We start from the raw sequence: 16,984 nt of genomic DNA, 5'->3' as shown, positions 1-16,984 counted from the left end.
TTAAGCGGCGCTTAACCCTTCTCCCTGACAGTGACCCGAAACGGAACAGCCGCTTCCGGCTGATTGCCTGGCCTATCGAGGATTCATGTCCGCCACCATCCTCGTCGTCGACGACGATCCCGTGCAGCGCCGGCTGCTCGATGCGATGCTGAAGCGCTTCGGTTACGAGGTCGCGCTTGCGGAAGGCGGCGAGCAGGCCCTGGCCGTTCTCGTCGACGAATCACGTCGCATCGACTGCCTGATCCTCGACCTCGTCATGCCCGGCCTCGACGGCATGGGTGTGCTCGCGGCGCTGCGCGAGCGCGGCACCGAGGTACCCGTGATCGTTCAGACCGCGAACGGCTCGATCGAGACCGTGGTCACGGCGATGCGCGCCGGCGCCGTCGATTTCGTGGTCAAGCCGGCCGGCGCCGAGCGCCTGCAGATCTCGCTCAAGAACGCGCTCAAGCTCGGGGCTCTCGAGCACGAGATTCGCTACATGAAGCGGCGCGCCTCCGGCCAGCTCGGCTTTCGCGATCTCGCCAGCAAGAGCCAGGATATGGGCCGCGTCATCCAGTTGGCGGAACGCGCCGCCCGCTCAAACATCCCGATCCTGATCGAAGGCGAATCCGGCGTCGGCAAGGAGGTGCTGGCTCGCGCCATTCAGGGCACCAGCGACCGCAAGGGCAAGCCCTTCGTCACTGTCAATTGCGGCGCGATCCCGCACAATCTCGTCGAATCCATCCTGTTCGGCCACGAGAAGGGCTCCTTCACCGGCGCGACCGAGCGCCATATCGGCAAATTCGTCGAGGCCAATGGCGGCACGCTCTTCCTCGACGAGGTCGGCGAATTGCCGCTCGATGCACAGGTCAAGCTGTTGCGCGCCATCCAGGAGAGCGAGGTCGACCCGGTCGGCGGCAAGAAGTCCGTGCGCGTCGACATCCGCATCATCTCGGCGACGAACAAGAGCCTGCTGGAGCAGGTCAAGCGCGGCGAGTTCCGCGAGGACCTCTATTACCGGCTCAACGTCTTCCCGATCACCCTGCCGCCCTTGCGCCGGCGCCGCGAGGACGTGGCCGATCTCGCCCGCGGCTTTCTTGCCCGCTTCGCCGCGGAAGAAGGCCGCAAGCTGCGCGGCATCAGCGCCGAGGCGCTCGGCCTGCTCGCCGACTATGACTGGCCGGGCAATGTCCGCCAGCTCGAGAACGCGATGTTCCGCGCCGTCGTGCTCTCCGATGGCGACGAGCTCACCGTTGCCGAATTCCCACAGATCGCCGCGCAGATGGACGGGTTCGACGTCCGCATCCCACCGGCGCCGGCCTCCATCGCCAGCGAACCACGCGGTGAAGCGCCGCCGCGCATCATCCAGGTGCCGGTCCGCGATCCGAACGCGCTCGATCTCGTCGCCGGTTCCGATATGCGCACGCTCGATGAGCTGGAACGCGAGATCATCCGGTTCGCTCTCGCCCATTACCGCGGCCACATGTCCGAGATATCGCGCAAGCTCGGCATCGGCCGCTCGACGCTCTACCGGAAGCTCAAGGATTACGGGCTGATCGAAGGCGAGGACGCCGCCGACGGCGCCGACGCGGCTTAAGCCCGTCAAAATCGAAACGCGTTCTGCGACCCACAGGGGACGGGTAGCAGAGGGCGAATATGGGCCGCTGTTGCAGGGCGGCATCTTGTCGAAGCAGGCCGAGTCACGCAGTTATCGGCGTGGATCGGTCGGGACCGGGGAAGTTAATCGATGCGCCTTCGCCGTCTGGTGGAAACTGTCTCAGCCACCACTCTTGGCCTCGCGCTCCTGCTCGCTCCGGCGACTGCCCAGGAGACCACCGGCGAGCTCGGCATCCCGCTGCCCGAACAGCCTGCCCTGGTCATCGTCAAGCGCGATGCCGAGCCACAGAGGCTCGATATTCCCGCGCCGGTTGAGGTCACGCTCGATCTGCGCCCGTCCACCGACCTTCAATCGGCCGATGCCGCCGAGACCAAGGAGATGGTCACCGGCGCGCTCTCGACCCAACCCGATCGCAGCCTGATCGATCTCGACCTGCCCGAGCCGGAGATGCCGCCGGTCGACCCGGCGCTGACCAAGCCGATCGAGCCGGTGCAACCGCAGCTGGCCAAGCCGGCCGCACCGCAGATCGATCTGGCGCCTTTGCCAGAAGTCGCGCTCACGCTGCCGGCCGGGCTCGAACTCTCCGGCCGGATCGCAGCCCAGGCCGAGATCGCGGCCGCGCTGCCGCGCCTGTCCACTCGTGAGCGCGCCGATATCGTCGCCGCCTATGCAGCCAACGAGAACCGACCGTTCTGGATCGACGGCAAGGATCTCAGCGCCGCCGGCAAGCAGATCGCCGTCCGGTTGGGCCATGCCGGCGAGGATGGCTTGCGCACCGGCGACTACCTGCTGCCGGTCTTCGAGGCGAACGACAAGGACAGCCTCGCCGCGGCCGATATCCGGCTGTCGGCGCTCGCCGTGCTCTATGCCCGCGATGCCCGCGGTGGACGCATCGATCCGCGCCGCCTCTCGAAGCTGATCACGCCGAAGCTCGAGCTGCCGTCGGCGACAGAGGTGCTATCCGAGCTCACCGGCGCTGCCGATGCCGGCACCGTGCTTGCCGCCTACAATCCCCAGCATCCCGGCTATCAGCATCTGAAGGCAAAGCTCGGCGAGCTGCGTGCCGACAAGCCCGAGACGCCTGTCGCCCGCATCCCGGCCGGCCCCGCCCTCAAGGTCGGCATGCGCGATGCCCGCGTGCCGCTGGTCCGTGCCCGGCTCGGCCTCGGCAGCAGCGAAGAGCCGGTCTATGACCGCTCGATCGCACTGGCACTGGCCGATTTCCAGAAGCAGGCGGGCCTGCGCGCCGACGGCGTGCTCAGCGACCAGACCGTCGCCGCCCTCGCCATGCCGCGCTCGACGCGCCTGGAGAGCGACATCATCGCCCAGATGGAGCGCTGGCGCTGGCTGCCGACCGATCTCGGCGAGAACCACATCATCGTGAACATCCCCGAATACCGGATGCGCGTGATGCACGGCGACAAGATCGCGCATGAGGCGCGGGTCATCGTCGGCAAGCCGGAATCGGCGACGCCGGTCTTCTCGCACAAGATGGATCACGTCGTCGTCAATCCGTCCTGGTTCGTGCCGCCTTCGATCCTGAAGAAGGAATTCCTGCCCGGGCTCGCCGCCGATCCGAACTATGGTGCCAGGCGGGGCTATGTCGTGACGCGCGGCAAGAACGGCAACATCTCGGTGCGCCAGCCGCCGGGCGAGCGCAATGCGCTCGGCTGGATCAAGTTCATGTTCCCGAACGACCATGCCGTCTATCTGCACGACACGCCCAATCGCAGCCTGTTCGGCGCCGGCAAGCGCGCCTTCAGCCATGGCTGCGTGCGCGTCGAGAACCCCTTCGCCCTCGCCGACCAGGTGCTCGGGCCCGAATGGACGAGCGAGCGGCTGAAGCGGTTGATCGGCTCCGGCGAACGTACCATCAAGCTGCCGCAGCCTTTGGCGATCCACCTCGTCTACGAAACGTTCGTCGTCAACGAGGCCGGCACGGTCTCCACCTTCGACGATATCTACGGTTTCCACAGGCTGGTGCGGAACGCGCTCGAGCAACGTTCCTGACCAACCCGGCTGGGAAAAGTCCCATTCGGCACGGTTTCGCCACGATCTGCCGGTAGCGAGCAATCTTGCTTGCCGGAATCCGGCGGGGAGTTGCCTCGCTGGTAACCTCCCGTTAAGCCTTCTCGGCAACTGTTCCTTCACGTTTACCGCTCCGGCTTTCCCCGGCGCTTCGAGACGAGTCTGACAGAGTGAGCAGGTCGAAAGCCGAGATCGCAGCACGGCTCCCGCATTCTTTGCGGCACAGCACACGCGTCGGCTTGCTCCTGATCGCCAGCACGAGCCTCCTCGTCCTCGGGGCCCGCAGCACGCAGAACGCCGTCGCCAACGGCGACACCCGCACCATCACCATTAAGCACATGCACACCAAGGAGGAGACGACCGTCACTTTCAAGCGTGACGGGCGCTACGATTCCTCGGGGCTGGAAAAGCTCAACTGGGCGCTGCGCGACTGGCGCACAGACGAGCCGATCCGGATGGATCCGCGCCTGTTCGACATCGCCTGGGAGGTCCATCGCAAGGTCGGCTCAGACCAGCCCTTCCATGTCGTCTCCGCCTATCGCTCGCCCGGCACCAACTCGATGCTGCGCCGGCGCTCGCGCGGCGTCGCCAAGCACAGCCAGCACATGCTCGGCAAGGCGATGGATTTCTACCTGCCCGACACCCCGACGGCTCGCATGCGCGAGACGGCGATGCGGATGCAGCGTGGCGGCGTCGGCTTCTATCCCGGTGCCCATACACCCTTCGTCCATCTCGACGCCGGCTCCGTCCGCTCCTGGCCGCGCATGACCCGAGACCAGCTCGTGCGTCTCTTCCCCGATGAGAGGACCGTGCATTTGCCGGCCGACGGCAAGCCGCTCGGCGGCTACGAGACCGCGAAAGCCGAAATCCTCTCCGGTGGTGGCTCGGTGATGGGCTATGGCGCCGGGGATTATGATGAAGGCGCGATCATGGCCTCCAGCGGTGGCGGCAAGGGCTTCTGGGCCGCGCTGTTCGGCGGCGACGACGAGGAGGCCGACGCACGCCCGGCCCGCGGCCGCGCCGCAGCGCGTCGCGCTCCGACGCCGCAGCCGACCGTCATGGCCTATGCTGGGGACAGCAATAGCGGCGATGGCGGCCGCTTCTCCATCTTTGGTGGGCAGCCGGCCCAGCCCGAGCCAGCTGGGCGCGCCGTTCTCCGCGAGCGCTCGAACCGCGCGACCACGACCACGACGCAGCCGCCGGAGGAGACGCAGGTCGCAGCGCTCGCTCCCGCCCAAGCCGCGCCGCCCGAGCCGCCGAAGCCGAGCCCGATCGCGACCGCCCTGCCCGTCGCACGTCCGAACGATCTGACACCGCCCGCGCCGAACCCGCCGGCCGGCTCGCCTCAACTCGCCGCCCTGGCAGCGGAAGCTTCGGCCCTGCCGCTGCCCGCGGCCGAGCAGAAGCTCATCCTCGCCTCGCTGCCGCCGCGGCGGCCGACCGACCTGCCGGCAGCCCCGGCGCTCGAAACTATCCTGACCGGCCGGCCCGTCTCGGCGCCGTTGCCGCCGTCACGCCCGGTCGCGCTGGCGAGCCTGTCGACCGAGGGCCTGCGGCTCAACGACGAAACCGAGGACGCCGTCGCCGTTCCCGACGGCGCCAAGCTGGTCGCGGTCAATCATCCGCTGCCGCCGATGCGGCCGCGCCCGCCGGGTGCCGCGCCGGAGCCTGCCGGCACGACTCAGATCGCCGCGCGGCCGCGCACCACGCCGATCGCCGCCGAATACAACGCCGATCGCGCCGGCCTCGACTCGCTCTTCGCCGCCGCGTCAGCACCGGACGCGCCCGCACGCCGGACAACTGTCGCGACCGCCAAGGCGAAGGCCGGCTCGGAAGCCCAGGCCAAGGGCTGGGTCGTCGGCGCGAGCCCGGCCGCCGCTCTCGGCTTCTCCGCCAGCGAGCCGAGCGATGTCGGCACGAGTGGCTTCACGGGCCCCGCGGTAAAGCCGCTGCCGACCACTTTCGTCCAGAACTGACCGTCATTCCGGGGCAAGCGCGCAGCGCTTGAGCCCGGAACCCAGAACCGATGGACCCTGGTCGGAAGGCGAGCCAGCCTGTGAGCCTTTGCGAGCGCGCGCATCGGTTCTGGGTTCCGGGCTCGGCCCTACGGGCCGCCCCGGAATGACCGCGTGGTTCGTCGCCCAGCCTACTCCTTGTCGATCGGCCAGGCCTTGAACACGTCAAGCTCCTCGCAAGCCACCGCCTGACGCGCCAGCGCCGGCCAGCGCCCCTCCGGGGCGAAATCCGGGATGACGAAGCGGCAGAAGCCCCAGGCGATCGCCGCGGCGATGTCACCCGGCTTGAGTTCTGGCCCGGCGCGGATCTCGCCGCGCCCTGCAGCCTGGTCGAGCAGGTCGAGCGCGGTGTGGAGCTGCGCCAGGATGCGCTCTTGCCAGTTCTCGTAGCGCTTCTCTTCCGGCCGCTTGCGTTCGTACTCGACCGAGACGGCCTTGTCGGCGGCGACGATGCCGATGCCGGTCAGGCTGAGGTCTCTGACCCGTGCTGTCGGCTCGAGCGGCCGCAGCGAACGGCCCGCGACATCCTCGAAATGCTGGATGATCAGAGCTGAGTCGGTAATTACCGTGCCGTCGTCGGCGACCAGCGTCGGGGCCTTGATCAGCGGATTGATCTTGCGGAATTCCGGCATGTGCCGGAACACCGAGACGGAACGGTGCTCGAATTCAACGCCAAGCAAGGTTCCGGTGATGGCGGCGCGCCGCACATAGGGGCTGTCGAGCATTCCAACCAGCAGCATGATGATCTCCCGTTGTCGTGGGAGCAACACTGACGGCTTGCGCGCCGCTTGCCTCACGAATTCGCGTGAAGCAAGACTTCACGCCATTTGATGCTCGTCGGCAGGATAGTCCTCGGGTGCCAATTCACCGGCCGCGATCTTCGCCTGAACGGCCGCCTGGCAGGGATCCCAGGAGGGCGTGTCACCGAAGCGCTCCAGCATCAGATCGATCAGGACACGCACCTTGCCGGGCACGTAAGGTCCCGGCGGGCGCACGACGTGTAGCGCGCTCTCGCGCATCGGATAGCGCCAGAGAATGTGCTCGACCGTTCCGGCGCGGATCGCATCGCTGGCGATGAAGGTCGGCAGGACGGTGATGCCGAGCCCGGCCTCGGCCCAGCTCAGCAACGTGTCGCCATTGTCGGAACGCAAGCGGCTGGAGGGGCGCACGGAAACCCAGCGCCGGTTCATGCGAAACCCCCAGTCGACGACGCTGTTGCCCGAATAGACCAGGCATTCATGGCGGGCGAGGTCGAGCGGTGTCTCCGGCCGGCCATGGCGGGCGAAGTAATCCGGGCTGCCGAGCACCGCTCCTTTCACCGGCGCGATGCGGCGTGCGACCAGGCTGGAATCCTTGAGCGAGCCGATGCGGATCGCGGCGTCAAACCGCTCGCCGATCAGGTCGACCTGGCGGTCGCTGGCCTCGACGTCGAGCTCCAGTCGCGGGTGCCGCTGTGCGAGTTCCGCCAGCACCGGCGCGAGATGGCGGTAGCCAAACGAGAGCGGCATCGACAGGCGCAGCCGCCCGGCAACGCCCTCGGATTGCTGCGTCATCGCCTCGCGCGCCTCGGCGAGCTCCGAGAGGATGCGTTCGCCGCGCGCCTTGAATTCCAGACCTGCCTCGGTGGCGGCGACGCCGCGCGTCGTGCGGCTGAGCAGCCTTGTGCCGAGATCGGCCTCCAGCCGAGCGATGCGGCGGCTGACGATCGATTTCGCCAGGCCGAGGCTATGCGCGGCCCGGCCGAAGCCACCGGCATCGGCGACGGCGATGAAGCTTCTGATATCGTCGATCTCGGACATGAAGCGTTCCTGGATGAGCAACAGACTGGTGCCCAATATGGGCATTCCGGTGCGGCAAGTGAACCGCTACCTCTCCCTCATCAAATCCCGGTTCCGCAGGGACGGCGCCTTACGAGGCGCTCCGAGAAAAACCACCCGTTTCATCGGCCTGCCGGCGTGACACGCGTTCACAGATGAGGAAGCCATGCTCGAAAAGCTCAAAAGGCGCCGTACGCAATACGCGCTTGGAAAGAATCTGCCGATTACCGAAACGCAGGTGGATGGCCTGATCCGGGAGGCGATCCGCCTGTCGCCCTCCAGCTTCAACTCGCAAAGCTCGCGCGCCGTCATTCTGTTCGGCAAAGAGAGCGACAAGTTCTGGAACATTGCCAAGGAGGCGCTTCGCGCGATCGTGCCGGCTGCCGATTTCGAAGGGACAGCCAAGAAGATCGACGGCTTCGCAAACGGCGCCGGGACCGTGCTGTTCTTCGAAGACCAGGAGCCGGTCAAGGCTCTCCAGGCCAACTTCCCGCTCTACGCGCACAACTTCCCGATCTGGTCCGAGCATTCGACCGGCATGGCGCAGTTGGCGGTGTGGACCACGCTTGCCGATGTCGGTATCGGCGCGAGCCTTCAGCACTACCATCCGCTCGTCGACGCGGAAGTCGCCAAGACCTGGAACATTCCTGCGTCCTGGAAGCTCACTGCGCAGATGCCTTTCGGCTCCAATGAGGCGGCGTTCCAGGAGAAGACCTTCATCGATGATGAGCTGCGGTTCCGCACCCACCGTTGACCGAAGCTCGGGATCAGGCGGCACCGCCCAGGCCAAGCTCAAGCTCGTCGCCTGAACCACATCCCTGAAAAGCAAAACGCCGCCCGGAATGTCCCGGGCGGCGTTTTGGCGTTCGATGGCTGAAGCTCAGGCGCTCTCGCCAACCGCCTGGAGATAGAGGTCGAGGATCGCCTCCTCTTCCTTGCGCTCGTCGAGGTCGCGCTTGCGCAGCGCGACGACCTTGCGCAGCACCTTGACGTCGTAGCCATTGGCCTTGGCCTCGGAATAGACCTCCTTGATGTCGTCGGAGATCGTCTTCTTCTCTTCCTCAAGCCGCTCGATGCGCTGCACGATGCTCTTGAGCTGGTCGCCTGCAACCGGATCGTCCATTCTCAAAACCCTTCTTCGGAATTCGGCCGCAGGGGTTCGCAAGGATGAGCGGCGAGGTCAAGCAAGAACGAGCCTGAGTTCACATCTCTCGTGCCGCAGCGAGCGCTCCCGGCAGCAGACGCGCCAGCCGGAGACCCCAGGCACGCGCTGCATGCGGCTCCCCGATCAGGTCCTGCCTGATCTCGATCAGCGCGTCGAGCAGGCCGCGGCGCGTCGCATGGCGGTCGATCGTGTCGCCGGGCAGGCCGCCATTATAGGGCTCGTTGTCGCCGACGATCAGGTCACCCTCCACCTGCAGCGCGGCGATCAGGGCCTTTGCCAGCCGGCCCTCGTGATCCCAGAGCACGCCGGCGTGCCAGGGCCGCGCCACACCTTTCCAGAATGGGGTGAAGGAGTGCAGCGAGACGATCGCGGGTGGATGGCCGGCTGCGATCGCCGTCTCGATCGCAGTATCGATCGCCGCGTCATAGGGCGCGTAGTAGCGCGTAGTCCGCTCGGCGATGCCAGCTTCGTCGATGCGGGCATTGCCCGGCACGATCGCGCCGTCCGAAATCCGCATCACCAGGGTCGGATCGTCGCGGCCGCGATTGGGATCGATCAGCAGGCGCGAGAAATTGCTGAGCACGGCCGGCGCACCGAGCGCCTGCGCCATCGCCCGCGTCATCTCGGCGGCGCCGATATCATAGGCGATGTGGCGCTCGAGCTGCTGCGGCGGCAGGCCGAGCGAGTTCAGCTGGGGAGGGATCGCGTTCGTCGCGTGATCACAGAGCAGCAGGATGCCTGTCGCCGGGTTGCCGGAGATGATTTCGACATCACCGGGTTGCCGAACCGGAGCACTGCTCTGCAAGCTCTCGTCCGCACGCATCATGACCTCGAACTACATCATCAAATCGCGGGTGACGCCCAGCCTTGCGCGACATAGAAGGGGCTGAGACGAAAGTCGATTGCCAACAGCAGATTCGCACGAGGAAGCGGCTTGGAGCAGCGGGACGACGCAATCGCGGAGCGGCGCCAGATCGCGCAGCGGATCTTCGACGCGGCTGTTGCACGCGCCCATCCGCGGAGCTGGCTCGCCGCACATCTGCCCCCGCCCCCACCGAATGGCCGCCTCATCCTGCTCGCAGCCGGCAAGGCGGCCGGCAGCATGACGCTGCTGGCCGAGGCGCATTATCTCGATATGCTGAAGTTGCCGCCCGAGCGCTTCCTCGGCCATGCCGTGGCGCGCCATGGCTATGAGGCGCAGACCCGCCACATCCCGATGCTCGCCGCCGGCCACCCCGTGCCCGACGAAGGCAGTATTGCCAGCGCGACGCGGGCGCTTGAGCTCGCTGCCTCAGCCACCGCCGACGATCTTGTGCTCGTTTTGCTCTCCGGCGGCGGCTCGGCCAACTGGGTCGCGCCGGCGGGCTCGCTCGCGCTCGCCGAGAAGCAGGCGGTCAACAAGGCGCTGCTGCGCTCCGGCGCGCCGATCGGCGAGATGAACATCGTCCGCAAGCGCCTCTCGCGCATCAAGGGCGGGCGGCTCGCGCTCGCCGCCGCGCCAGCGCGGCTGCTGACGCTGGCCGTCTCCGACGTGCCGCATGACGACCCGGCGGCGATCGCGTCGGGGCCGACCGTGCCCGATCCCAGCACCATGGCCGATGCCCGCGCCATCGTCGCCCGTTACGGGCTCGCGCTGCCGCCGGCCGCGCAGGCGCTGCTCGCGGACGACGCAAGCGAAACGCCAAAGCCCGGCAATCCCGCTTTTGCCAACAGCGAATACCGCATCGTCGCCCGCCCGGCCGACGCCATCGCCGCGGCGGTGAAGGCAGCCGCCGAGGCCGGCTACGAGCCGATCGATCTCGGTCCCGATCTCGAAGGCGAGGCGCGAGAGGTCGCGGCCGCCCAGGCGAAGCAGGCGCTCGCGCTCAAGGCCGCCGGCCGCCGCGCCGCGCTGATCTCCGGTGGCGAGCTCACCGTGACCATCAAGGGCAACGGCCGCGGCGGGCCGAACCAGGAATTCGCGCTGGCGCTGGCGATCGCGCTCGCGGGCGAGCCCGGCATTGTCGCACTCTCCGGCGACACCGACGGCACTGATGGCGGCGGTGGCGAGGCAACCGACCCGGCTGGTGCGGTCATCGACGAGACCACACTGGTGCGTGCTATCAGCCTTGGCCTCGATCCCGCCCAATCACTGGCCGAGAACGACTCGACCGGCTTCTTCTTAGCCCTTGGCGATCTGTTGCGGACCGGCCCGACCCTGACCAATGTCAACGATTGCCGCGTGATTCTGATCGATCCATGAGCCGAAGTGGACGCCTCCATCTGATTCTGCTTGCAGCGGGGCTACTCATAGCCGGCGCCAGTCCCGCGCTGGCTGACCTGCGCATGTGCAACACCACCGGCAGCCGTATCGGCGTCGCCCTCGGCTATCGCGATGCGCAGGGCTGGGTCACAGAAGGCTGGTGGAATCTGGCGCCACGCGCCTGCGAGACCCTGCTGCGCGGCACGCTCGCGGCGCGCTTCTACTACGTTCACGCCGTCGACTACGACAAAGGCGGCGAGTGGACCGGAAAATCCGTCATGTGCACGCGCAACAAGGAATTCACCATTCGCGGCATCGAAGACTGCCTGGCGCGCGGCTACGAGCGCTCCGGCTTCTTCGAGGTCGACACCGGCGAGCAGAAGGGCTGGACGATCCAGCTCACCGACACGGCGGGGGCCGCGCCGCGTCCATGACGGCAGTGCGGAACCAGCTTGCTCTAATCGTTTGAATCGGCGAGGCCTGCGTTGGGCGGGCACGAAATGATCTTACAAGGGAAATAGCGCGATGAAGCGGGAACGGCGGATCAAGATCATCGCGACGCTGGGGCCGGCCTCGTCCACCCCGGAAATGTGCGCCGCCCTGTTCAAGGCCGGCGTCGACGTCTTCCGCATCAATATGAGCCACACCCAACGCGAGGACCTGCCCGCCAGAGTCGCGATGCTGCGTGGACTGGAGAAGGAGTTCCGCCGGCCGGTCGGCATCCTCGCCGATCTGCAGGGGCCGAAGCTGCGCGTCGGCCAGTTCGGCGGCGATGGCGGCGTGATGCTGGAGAAGGACGCCCGCTTCGTCCTCGATTCCGATCCGGCGCCGGGGACTATCAAGCGCGTGCACCTGCCGCATCCCGAGATCCTCACGGCGCTGGAGCCCGGCCATCATCTCATCCTCGACGACGGCAAGATTCGGCTCGTCGTCGAGAAGGCCTCGCCGAAGCAGGCGGTGACCAAGGTCATCGTCGGCGGCCGGCTCTCCTCGCGCAAGGGCGTCAGCCTGCCCGACACCACGATCCCTGTCTCGGCCATGACCGAGAAGGACAGTTCCGACGCGGAAGCCGCGGCCGAGGCCGGCGTCGACTGGATCGCTGCCTCCTTCGTGCAGCGGCCGGAGGATATGGCGGACCTCCGGAAGATCGTGCGGGGCCGGGCGCTCGCGCTCGCCAAGATCGAGAAGCCGCAAGCCGTTGCCCGGCTGGAGGAGATCATCGAGGCCTCCGACGCGATCATGGTGGCGCGCGGCGATCTCGGCGTCGAGATGCCGATCGAGAAGGTGCCAGGCACGCAAAAACGCATCACCCGCATGGCGCGGAAGATGGGCAAGCCCGTCGTCGTCGCGACGCAGATGCTGGAGAGCATGATCACCGCGCCGGTCCCGACCCGCGCCGAGGTCTCCGACGTCGCGACCGCCGTCTTCGAGGGCGCCGATGCCGTGATGCTCTCGGCCGAGAGCGCCGCCGGCCAGTACCCGATCGAGGCGGTGACGATGATGAACCGCATCGCCGAGGAGGTGGAGAGCGAATCCATCTACCGGTCGATCCTCGAATCGCAGAAGGCCGAGCCGGAGGCGACCGGCGCCGACGCCATTGCCAAGGCCGCGCACGAGATCGCCGACGCGCTCCATCTCAAGGCGATCGCCGCCTGGACCTCCTCGGGCTCGACCGCCTTCCGCATCGCCCGCGAGCGGCCGAACTCGACCGTGGTCGCGCTGACGCCGAACGCCGCCACGGCGCGCCGCCTCACTCTGGTCTGGGGCGTACATTCGGTGGTGACCAAGGACGCCAGCGACGTCGACGACATGGCCTTCCGCGCCTGCAAGTTCGCTGTGCGCGAGGGTTTTGCCGCCGAGGGCGACCGGCTCATCGTGGTCGCCGGCGTCCCCTTCGGCACGCCGGGCGCGACCAACATGGTCCGCATCGCCTTCGTCGCGAAGGAGCATGTCGAGCAGGCGTGAGCATGCGCGTGCCGGAGACGTCATTCTCGGGCGAAGCGAAGCGCAGGCCCGGGAATCTCAGGACGAGAAGGCGCTGATAGGAGCCTCCTCCGGCCTGAGATGCTCGGGTCAAGCCCGAGCATGACGAAAGCCCGCCATTCCCCTCCGCACTCCCCTGCTCTACTGGTTGAGTGTCTGCCCTCGCGAGTCCAGCGACGCCCATGGCCCTCACCGACATCGCCACAAGGACCTATAATCACAGCTGGCGGCTCGACCCGATCATCCGCAGCCTGCTCGACACCGATTTCTACAAGCTCTTGATGCTGCAGATGATCAGGAGCTTCCATCCGGAGGTCCAGGTCACCTTCGGCCTGATCAACCGCTCGAAACAGATCCGCCTCGCCGACGTCATCGAGGAGGCCGAGCTGCGCGCCCAGCTCGACCATGCCCGCGAACTGCGCTTCACCAAGAAGGAGCTGATCTGGCTCGCCGGCAACAGCTTCTACGGCAAGACCCAGATGTTCACGCCGGACTTCATCGCCTGGCTCGCCGAGTTCCGCCTGCCCGAATACGAATTGCGCAAGGTCGACGGCCAGTACGAACTGACCTTCGCCGGCCCCTGGACCCACTCGATGATGTGGGAGATCCCGGCGCTCGCCATCGTCAACGAGTTGCGCTCGCGCCAGGCGCTGAAGGCCTGGGATCGCTTCGCGCTCGACGTGCTCTATGCCCGCGCCAAGTCGAAGCTCTGGGACAAGGTCGAGCGGCTGAAGAAGCTGCCGGACCTGCGCATCTCCGATTTCGGCACGCGCCGGCGCCATGGTCATCTCTGGCAGCGCTGGTGCGTCGAGGCGCTGAAGGAAGGGCTGGGGCCGACTTTCACCGGTACCTCCAACGTCCTGCTCGCGATGGAGCACGATCTCGAGGCGATCGGCACCAACGCCCATGAACTGCCGATGGTGCTGGCCGCCCTCGCCAATGACGACGAGGAGCTGAAGCGCGCGCCTTATCGCGTGCTCGACGAATGGCGCCAGGTCTACGGCGGCAACCTCCTGATCGTGCTGCCGGACGCCTTCGGCACCACCGCCTTCCTCGAAGACGCGCCGTCCTGGCTCGCCGACTGGACGGGTTTCCGCCCCGACAGCGCCCCGCCGATCGAGGCAGGCGAGCAGATCATCGCCTGGTGGAAATCCCAGGAGCGCGATCCCAGGACCAAGCTCCTGATCTTCTCCGACGGCATGGACATCGACTCGATCGAGGAGGCCTACCGCCATTTCCATGGCCGCGTCCGCACCGGCTTCGGCTGGGGCACCAACCTGACCAACGACTTCGTCGGCTGCTCGCCGGTCGGCACCCCCGATCTCGACCCTATCTCACTGGTCTGCAAGGTCGTCAGTGCCAATGGCCGCCCGGCGGTGAAGCTCTCCGACAACCCCAACAAGGCGACCGGCGACCCGGCCGAGATCGCTCGGTATCTCAGGGTGTTTGGCGGGGCGGATCGCAAGGCGAAGGTGGTGCGGGTTTAGCTAGCGGCAGGGCTTTGCGCGTCTGCTTCCGGCCCACTGCAGACGGCGCGAGGTTGCATCTCATGGTCCCGGGTTGGGAAGGTTTGCTATCAGAAATAGGCTTGTGACCAGAGCAACAATGCCAATCCCGCTATACCCATCCATAGCATACGCGAAGCTTGCAAATGGAATAGACAGCGCAATTATTAGCGCAAATGTATAACGCTGCCGACCTTTGTGCCCTAAGAGCAGTGCGGGTGCCCAAATGAGAAATGAGAAGCCGAAAATCGTCAGGGCAAACAGGAATAAAAACTCCATCCTTGCTCCTGCGCCGTTGAAAGATCCAAAGCTACGCCATGCATTGCGATTAGATGCGGAAACCTAGCACGACAGTTACCGGTTGCAACCGACGTCAGCTTTCAACCTACAGCAGACGTCCCGTTTTAGTGCCGTTCAGCGGGAGAGCCATGACTAGCCAGGAACATACGTCAACCTGATCACGCTCTCGCCAATGCGATCGCTGGCGACGAGGCGGAACGGTGGCCGGGGGCCTGCAAAGAACGGCGTGCCGTGGCCCAGCACATGCGGGTGGAAGTAGAGCCGATACTCGTCGATGAGACCAAGCTCGGTCACGCTTTGCGCCAGCTTCGGCCCGGACACCGAAATCTCGCCCGCCAGCTCATCCTTCAGCCTGCGGATCGCCGTCTCCATGTCATCCGCGACGAGCGTTGCGTTGGAGCCGACCGACGCCAGCGAGCGCGACACGACCCATTTCGGCAGGCGCCGCCATGCCACCGCAAAGTCGCGGAGATCCTCAGTCCATTCGGGATGGTCTTCGTCCCAATAGCGCATGATCTCATACATACGGCGGCCGTAGACGCTGCCCGCCAGGCCCTGCACATGGTCGATCCAGTGGCGAAAGAGCACGACATCGGGCGCAAACGCCTCGTGATCGACATAGCCGTCCAGGGACAGGTTCATTCCGAATACGAGCTTGGCCACGCCGCAAAGCCCTCCACGCAACTCTTTCAGGATAGCCTGAGCCGTGGCCGCGCAGAAGCGAACTCGGACATGGTAGCTACCTTGCCGCCGCGCTGCTTCTGCGGATCTCCAGCCGGCCCCTTCGCCAGCAAACTCGCGCGGTGCGCAAAATGCGCTTCTAGATTTCGAGCAGCAGCGGCCGGTGATCGGAAACCTCGGGCTGTTCGACGACCTCGAAGGCGAGGACATCGACAGTTCCATTCACCAGCATGTAGTCGGCATGGCGGCCCGGCTTTTGTAGTGGCCGCAGACGATGAGCCGGTCTCCCGGCTGCGCCACGCGCTGGATCAAGGCGACGAGGCGATGCGCCTGATCGAGACGCTCGCGCGTGTCGACCTTGCCCTGGGGTCCCTCAGCCCGTGCATATGCGCGATCGTGATCGGCCAGCCGCGATCGAAGTCATGCAGCCGGACGACATGGGCATTGCGCGAGCGCGGATGGTCGCCATAGCCGTCCGGCGAAAAGCCCTTGTGCACGAAGCCCTGCGCCTGCGCGATGACGGGAAAGCTGCGATGCACGAAAGTCGCGAGCCCCCATTGCGATGAAACGGTATCGTCGCCATCCCAGAGGACGCCCTGCGCCGCCGGGCAGAAGATCGCGACGTGCTCCGGCAGGGCCGCGGATACGTCGCGGAAGAAGTTGGCGCGCTGCGGCAGCGCATGGTCGCCATCGCGGTAGGTCAGCCACTCCTTCGCTGTCGCAGGCGTATGCACGACCTCCTGAAGGCAGAGGACGTCGGGTGCTTCTCGCGAGAGATAAGCCTGCGCCTCTTCGTGCAGCGTTCCGCCCCAGCCATTCAGGCACATGATGCGCAATGCAATCCTCCCCGGCAGCCTACCCGATCCGGAACACTCGTCCCGTCCCAGCCTCGCGGTAGAGATCCACCCGCGCCCCGTTCCAGTGGTAGTCGAGATGCCGGCCCTGGACGGGATTGCCCGCGAGATCGGGCCAGAACAGCCCGGCGCACTCTCCGCCCGGCCGGCGCACGCTCGGATAGACGACGCCCTCCGACTTGGCCGCACGCAGCTTCGCGCCGAGCGCCTGGCTGGCGACGTAATCGTTCGGCCGCAGCAGCGCGCTCTCCCCTGCCCGCTCGTCGCGCAGATCGTGCAGGCTGGCGTCGACCGACAACACCAGCTCGCGGAACTGCGAGGTCCAGCCCGGCGGTTCCTTGGTTCGCGCCATGAAGCGGCCGTGGTGGTGGATCGTCTCGAACAGCGCCGTCTCGAAGCTCTCGGCGACATAGAGCACACCATAACCTCCGTCGCTGAACCGGCTCGGCCGGTCGCGGCTGATATGGGTGAAGGGCGCCATCAGCCAGCTTGCACCCTGCCCCGAGACGCGGCGCGCCGGCGGGACCAGGTCGAGATTGCCGATCGTCTCCATCAATCGCGGATTGGTCTTCATCTCGGCCTGGATGAGCAGAGGCCAATCGGCCGGGTCGGCGATGTCCTCGAACAGGTCGATCGGCGGAAAGGCGCTGCGGATGATGCGGACCGCTGCCGGCCATTCGACCCGCGCGACCGGGTAGTCGGTGGCGCTCACGGGCGCGCTTTCCGTTCGACCGGAACCGGTCGAACGATCAGAATTCGCGCCAACTCATAGTGCTGGAGCATGTTCTAATCGCAAA

15 protein-coding genes and 1 pseudogene are annotated in these 16,984 nt (G+C 66.6%); 9 read left to right on the top strand and 7 right to left on the bottom strand.

The window, feature by feature from the left end:
- Positions 1-85: 85 nt before the first annotated feature.
- The 3 genes from B6S44_RS25515 (at position 86) to B6S44_RS25505 (ending at position 5,601) form a co-directional block, all read left to right on the top strand.
- Positions 86-1,576 (top strand): sigma-54-dependent transcriptional regulator, encoded by a 1,491-nt coding sequence (locus B6S44_RS25515; RefSeq protein WP_129159681.1) that lies wholly within the window; start codon positions 86-88, stop codon positions 1,574-1,576.
- Between the two features lie 150 nt (positions 1,577-1,726).
- Entirely contained in the window at positions 1,727-3,607 is a 1,881-nt protein-coding gene (locus B6S44_RS25510; protein ID WP_129159680.1) for a L,D-transpeptidase family protein, read from the top strand.
- A gap of 188 nt (positions 3,608-3,795) precedes the next feature.
- On the top strand, positions 3,796-5,601 hold the full coding sequence (locus tag B6S44_RS25505; RefSeq protein WP_129159679.1) for a peptidoglycan L,D-endopeptidase MepK: 1,806 nt from the start codon (positions 3,796-3,798) through the stop codon (positions 5,599-5,601).
- A gap of 170 nt (positions 5,602-5,771) precedes the next feature.
- Here B6S44_RS25505 and B6S44_RS25500 read toward each other — a convergent pair whose 3' ends face one another.
- The gene (locus tag B6S44_RS25500; protein WP_129159678.1) at positions 5,772-6,380 is read right to left on the bottom strand and encodes a glutathione S-transferase family protein; all 609 of its coding nucleotides are present in this window, start codon (positions 6,378-6,380) and stop codon (positions 5,772-5,774) included.
- A 78-nt stretch (positions 6,381-6,458) separates the two neighbouring features.
- Positions 6,459-7,439 carry a LysR family transcriptional regulator gene (locus B6S44_RS25495; protein ID WP_129159677.1) on the bottom strand — a complete coding sequence of 327 codons (981 nt, stop codon included), beginning with the start codon at positions 7,437-7,439 and terminating at the stop codon, positions 6,459-6,461.
- Here B6S44_RS25495 and B6S44_RS29510 point away from each other — a divergent pair.
- Both B6S44_RS29510 and B6S44_RS25490 read left to right on the top strand, forming a co-directional pair.
- Positions 7,438-7,599: a hypothetical protein gene (locus B6S44_RS29510; protein WP_164985961.1), complete on the top strand. Its 162-nt coding sequence runs from the start codon at positions 7,438-7,440 to the stop codon at positions 7,597-7,599. The genes B6S44_RS25495 and B6S44_RS29510 overlap by 2 nt on opposite strands.
- Positions 7,600-7,623: 24 nt before the next feature.
- Positions 7,624-8,211, top strand: a complete 588-nt coding sequence (locus B6S44_RS25490) for a nitroreductase family protein (protein WP_129159676.1) — start codon at positions 7,624-7,626, stop codon at positions 8,209-8,211.
- Between the two features lie 126 nt (positions 8,212-8,337).
- On the opposite strand, the gene B6S44_RS25485 is transcribed toward B6S44_RS25490, so the two are convergent.
- Together B6S44_RS25485 and B6S44_RS25480 are read right to left on the bottom strand one after the other, a co-directional pair.
- Positions 8,338-8,580: a DUF2312 domain-containing protein gene (locus B6S44_RS25485; RefSeq protein ID WP_057191700.1), complete on the bottom strand. Its 243-nt coding sequence runs from the start codon at positions 8,578-8,580 to the stop codon at positions 8,338-8,340.
- A 79-nt stretch (positions 8,581-8,659) separates the two neighbouring features.
- On the bottom strand, positions 8,660-9,445 hold the full coding sequence (locus B6S44_RS25480) for an N-formylglutamate amidohydrolase (RefSeq protein WP_129159999.1): 786 nt from the start codon (positions 9,443-9,445) through the stop codon (positions 8,660-8,662).
- A gap of 111 nt (positions 9,446-9,556) precedes the next feature.
- Between B6S44_RS25480 and B6S44_RS25475 the strand changes: the two genes are divergently transcribed.
- The 4 genes from B6S44_RS25475 (at position 9,557) to pncB (ending at position 14,334) form a co-directional block, all read left to right on the top strand.
- A complete protein-coding gene (locus tag B6S44_RS25475; RefSeq protein ID WP_248309758.1) occupies positions 9,557-10,864 on the top strand; it encodes a glycerate kinase type-2 family protein in 1,308 nt (435 codons plus the stop codon).
- Positions 10,861-11,298, top strand: coding sequence for a DUF1036 domain-containing protein (locus tag B6S44_RS25470; protein ID WP_129159675.1), 438 nt, complete (start codon positions 10,861-10,863; stop codon positions 11,296-11,298). Before B6S44_RS25475 ends, B6S44_RS25470 begins: the two co-directional genes overlap by 4 nt.
- Positions 11,299-11,389: 91 nt before the next feature.
- Complete coding sequence (gene pyk, locus B6S44_RS25465) at positions 11,390-12,829, top strand: pyruvate kinase (RefSeq protein WP_129159674.1); 1,440 nt, start codon at positions 11,390-11,392, stop codon at positions 12,827-12,829.
- A 200-nt stretch (positions 12,830-13,029) separates the two neighbouring features.
- On the top strand, positions 13,030-14,334 hold the full coding sequence (gene pncB / locus B6S44_RS25460; RefSeq protein WP_129159673.1) for a nicotinate phosphoribosyltransferase: 1,305 nt from the start codon (positions 13,030-13,032) through the stop codon (positions 14,332-14,334).
- A gap of 450 nt (positions 14,335-14,784) precedes the next feature.
- Here pncB and B6S44_RS25455 read toward each other — a convergent pair whose 3' ends face one another.
- The 3 genes and pseudogenes from B6S44_RS25455 to B6S44_RS25445 all read right to left on the bottom strand — a co-directional run bounded on the left by B6S44_RS25455 (position 14,785) and on the right by B6S44_RS25445 (position 16,899).
- A complete protein-coding gene (locus B6S44_RS25455; protein ID WP_129159672.1) occupies positions 14,785-15,315 on the bottom strand; it encodes a dihydrofolate reductase family protein in 531 nt (176 codons plus the stop codon).
- 157 nt (positions 15,316-15,472) lie between these two features.
- Positions 15,473-16,169, bottom strand: a pseudogene (locus tag B6S44_RS25450) (endonuclease/exonuclease/phosphatase family protein).
- A 19-nt stretch (positions 16,170-16,188) separates the two neighbouring features.
- The gene (locus B6S44_RS25445) at positions 16,189-16,899 is read right to left on the bottom strand and encodes an RES family NAD+ phosphorylase (protein WP_129159671.1); all 711 of its coding nucleotides are present in this window, start codon (positions 16,897-16,899) and stop codon (positions 16,189-16,191) included.
- Positions 16,900-16,984 lie beyond the last annotated feature (85 nt).

The sequence above is a fragment of the Allobosea sp. Tri-44 genome (genome assembly GCF_004123845.1).
Taxonomy (GTDB): domain Bacteria; phylum Pseudomonadota; class Alphaproteobacteria; order Rhizobiales; family Beijerinckiaceae; genus Allobosea.
Note: the sequence above shows the minus strand (reverse complement) of the source record. Positions and strands in the feature narration are given on the sequence as shown.

Coding starts and splice junctions, on each gene's coding strand:
- B6S44_RS25470 (WP_129159675.1), top strand. CDS start 10,861: ATGAGCCGAAGTGGACGCCTCCATCTGATTCTGCTTGCAGCGGGGCTA.
- B6S44_RS25495 (WP_129159677.1), bottom strand. CDS start 7,439: ATGTCCGAGATCGACGATATCAGAAGCTTCATCGCCGTCGCCGATGCC.
- B6S44_RS25515 (WP_129159681.1), top strand. CDS start 86: ATGTCCGCCACCATCCTCGTCGTCGACGACGATCCCGTGCAGCGCCGG.
- B6S44_RS29510 (WP_164985961.1), top strand. CDS start 7,438: ATGAAGCGTTCCTGGATGAGCAACAGACTGGTGCCCAATATGGGCATT.
- B6S44_RS25490 (WP_129159676.1), top strand. CDS start 7,624: ATGCTCGAAAAGCTCAAAAGGCGCCGTACGCAATACGCGCTTGGAAAG.
- B6S44_RS25500 (WP_129159678.1), bottom strand. CDS start 6,380: ATGCTGCTGGTTGGAATGCTCGACAGCCCCTATGTGCGGCGCGCCGCC.
- B6S44_RS25480 (WP_129159999.1), bottom strand. CDS start 9,445: ATGCGTGCGGACGAGAGCTTGCAGAGCAGTGCTCCGGTTCGGCAACCC.
- B6S44_RS25510 (WP_129159680.1), top strand. CDS start 1,727: ATGCGCCTTCGCCGTCTGGTGGAAACTGTCTCAGCCACCACTCTTGGC.
- pncB (WP_129159673.1), top strand. CDS start 13,030: ATGGCCCTCACCGACATCGCCACAAGGACCTATAATCACAGCTGGCGG.
- B6S44_RS25485 (WP_057191700.1), bottom strand. CDS start 8,580: ATGGACGATCCGGTTGCAGGCGACCAGCTCAAGAGCATCGTGCAGCGC.
- pyk (WP_129159674.1), top strand. CDS start 11,390: ATGAAGCGGGAACGGCGGATCAAGATCATCGCGACGCTGGGGCCGGCC.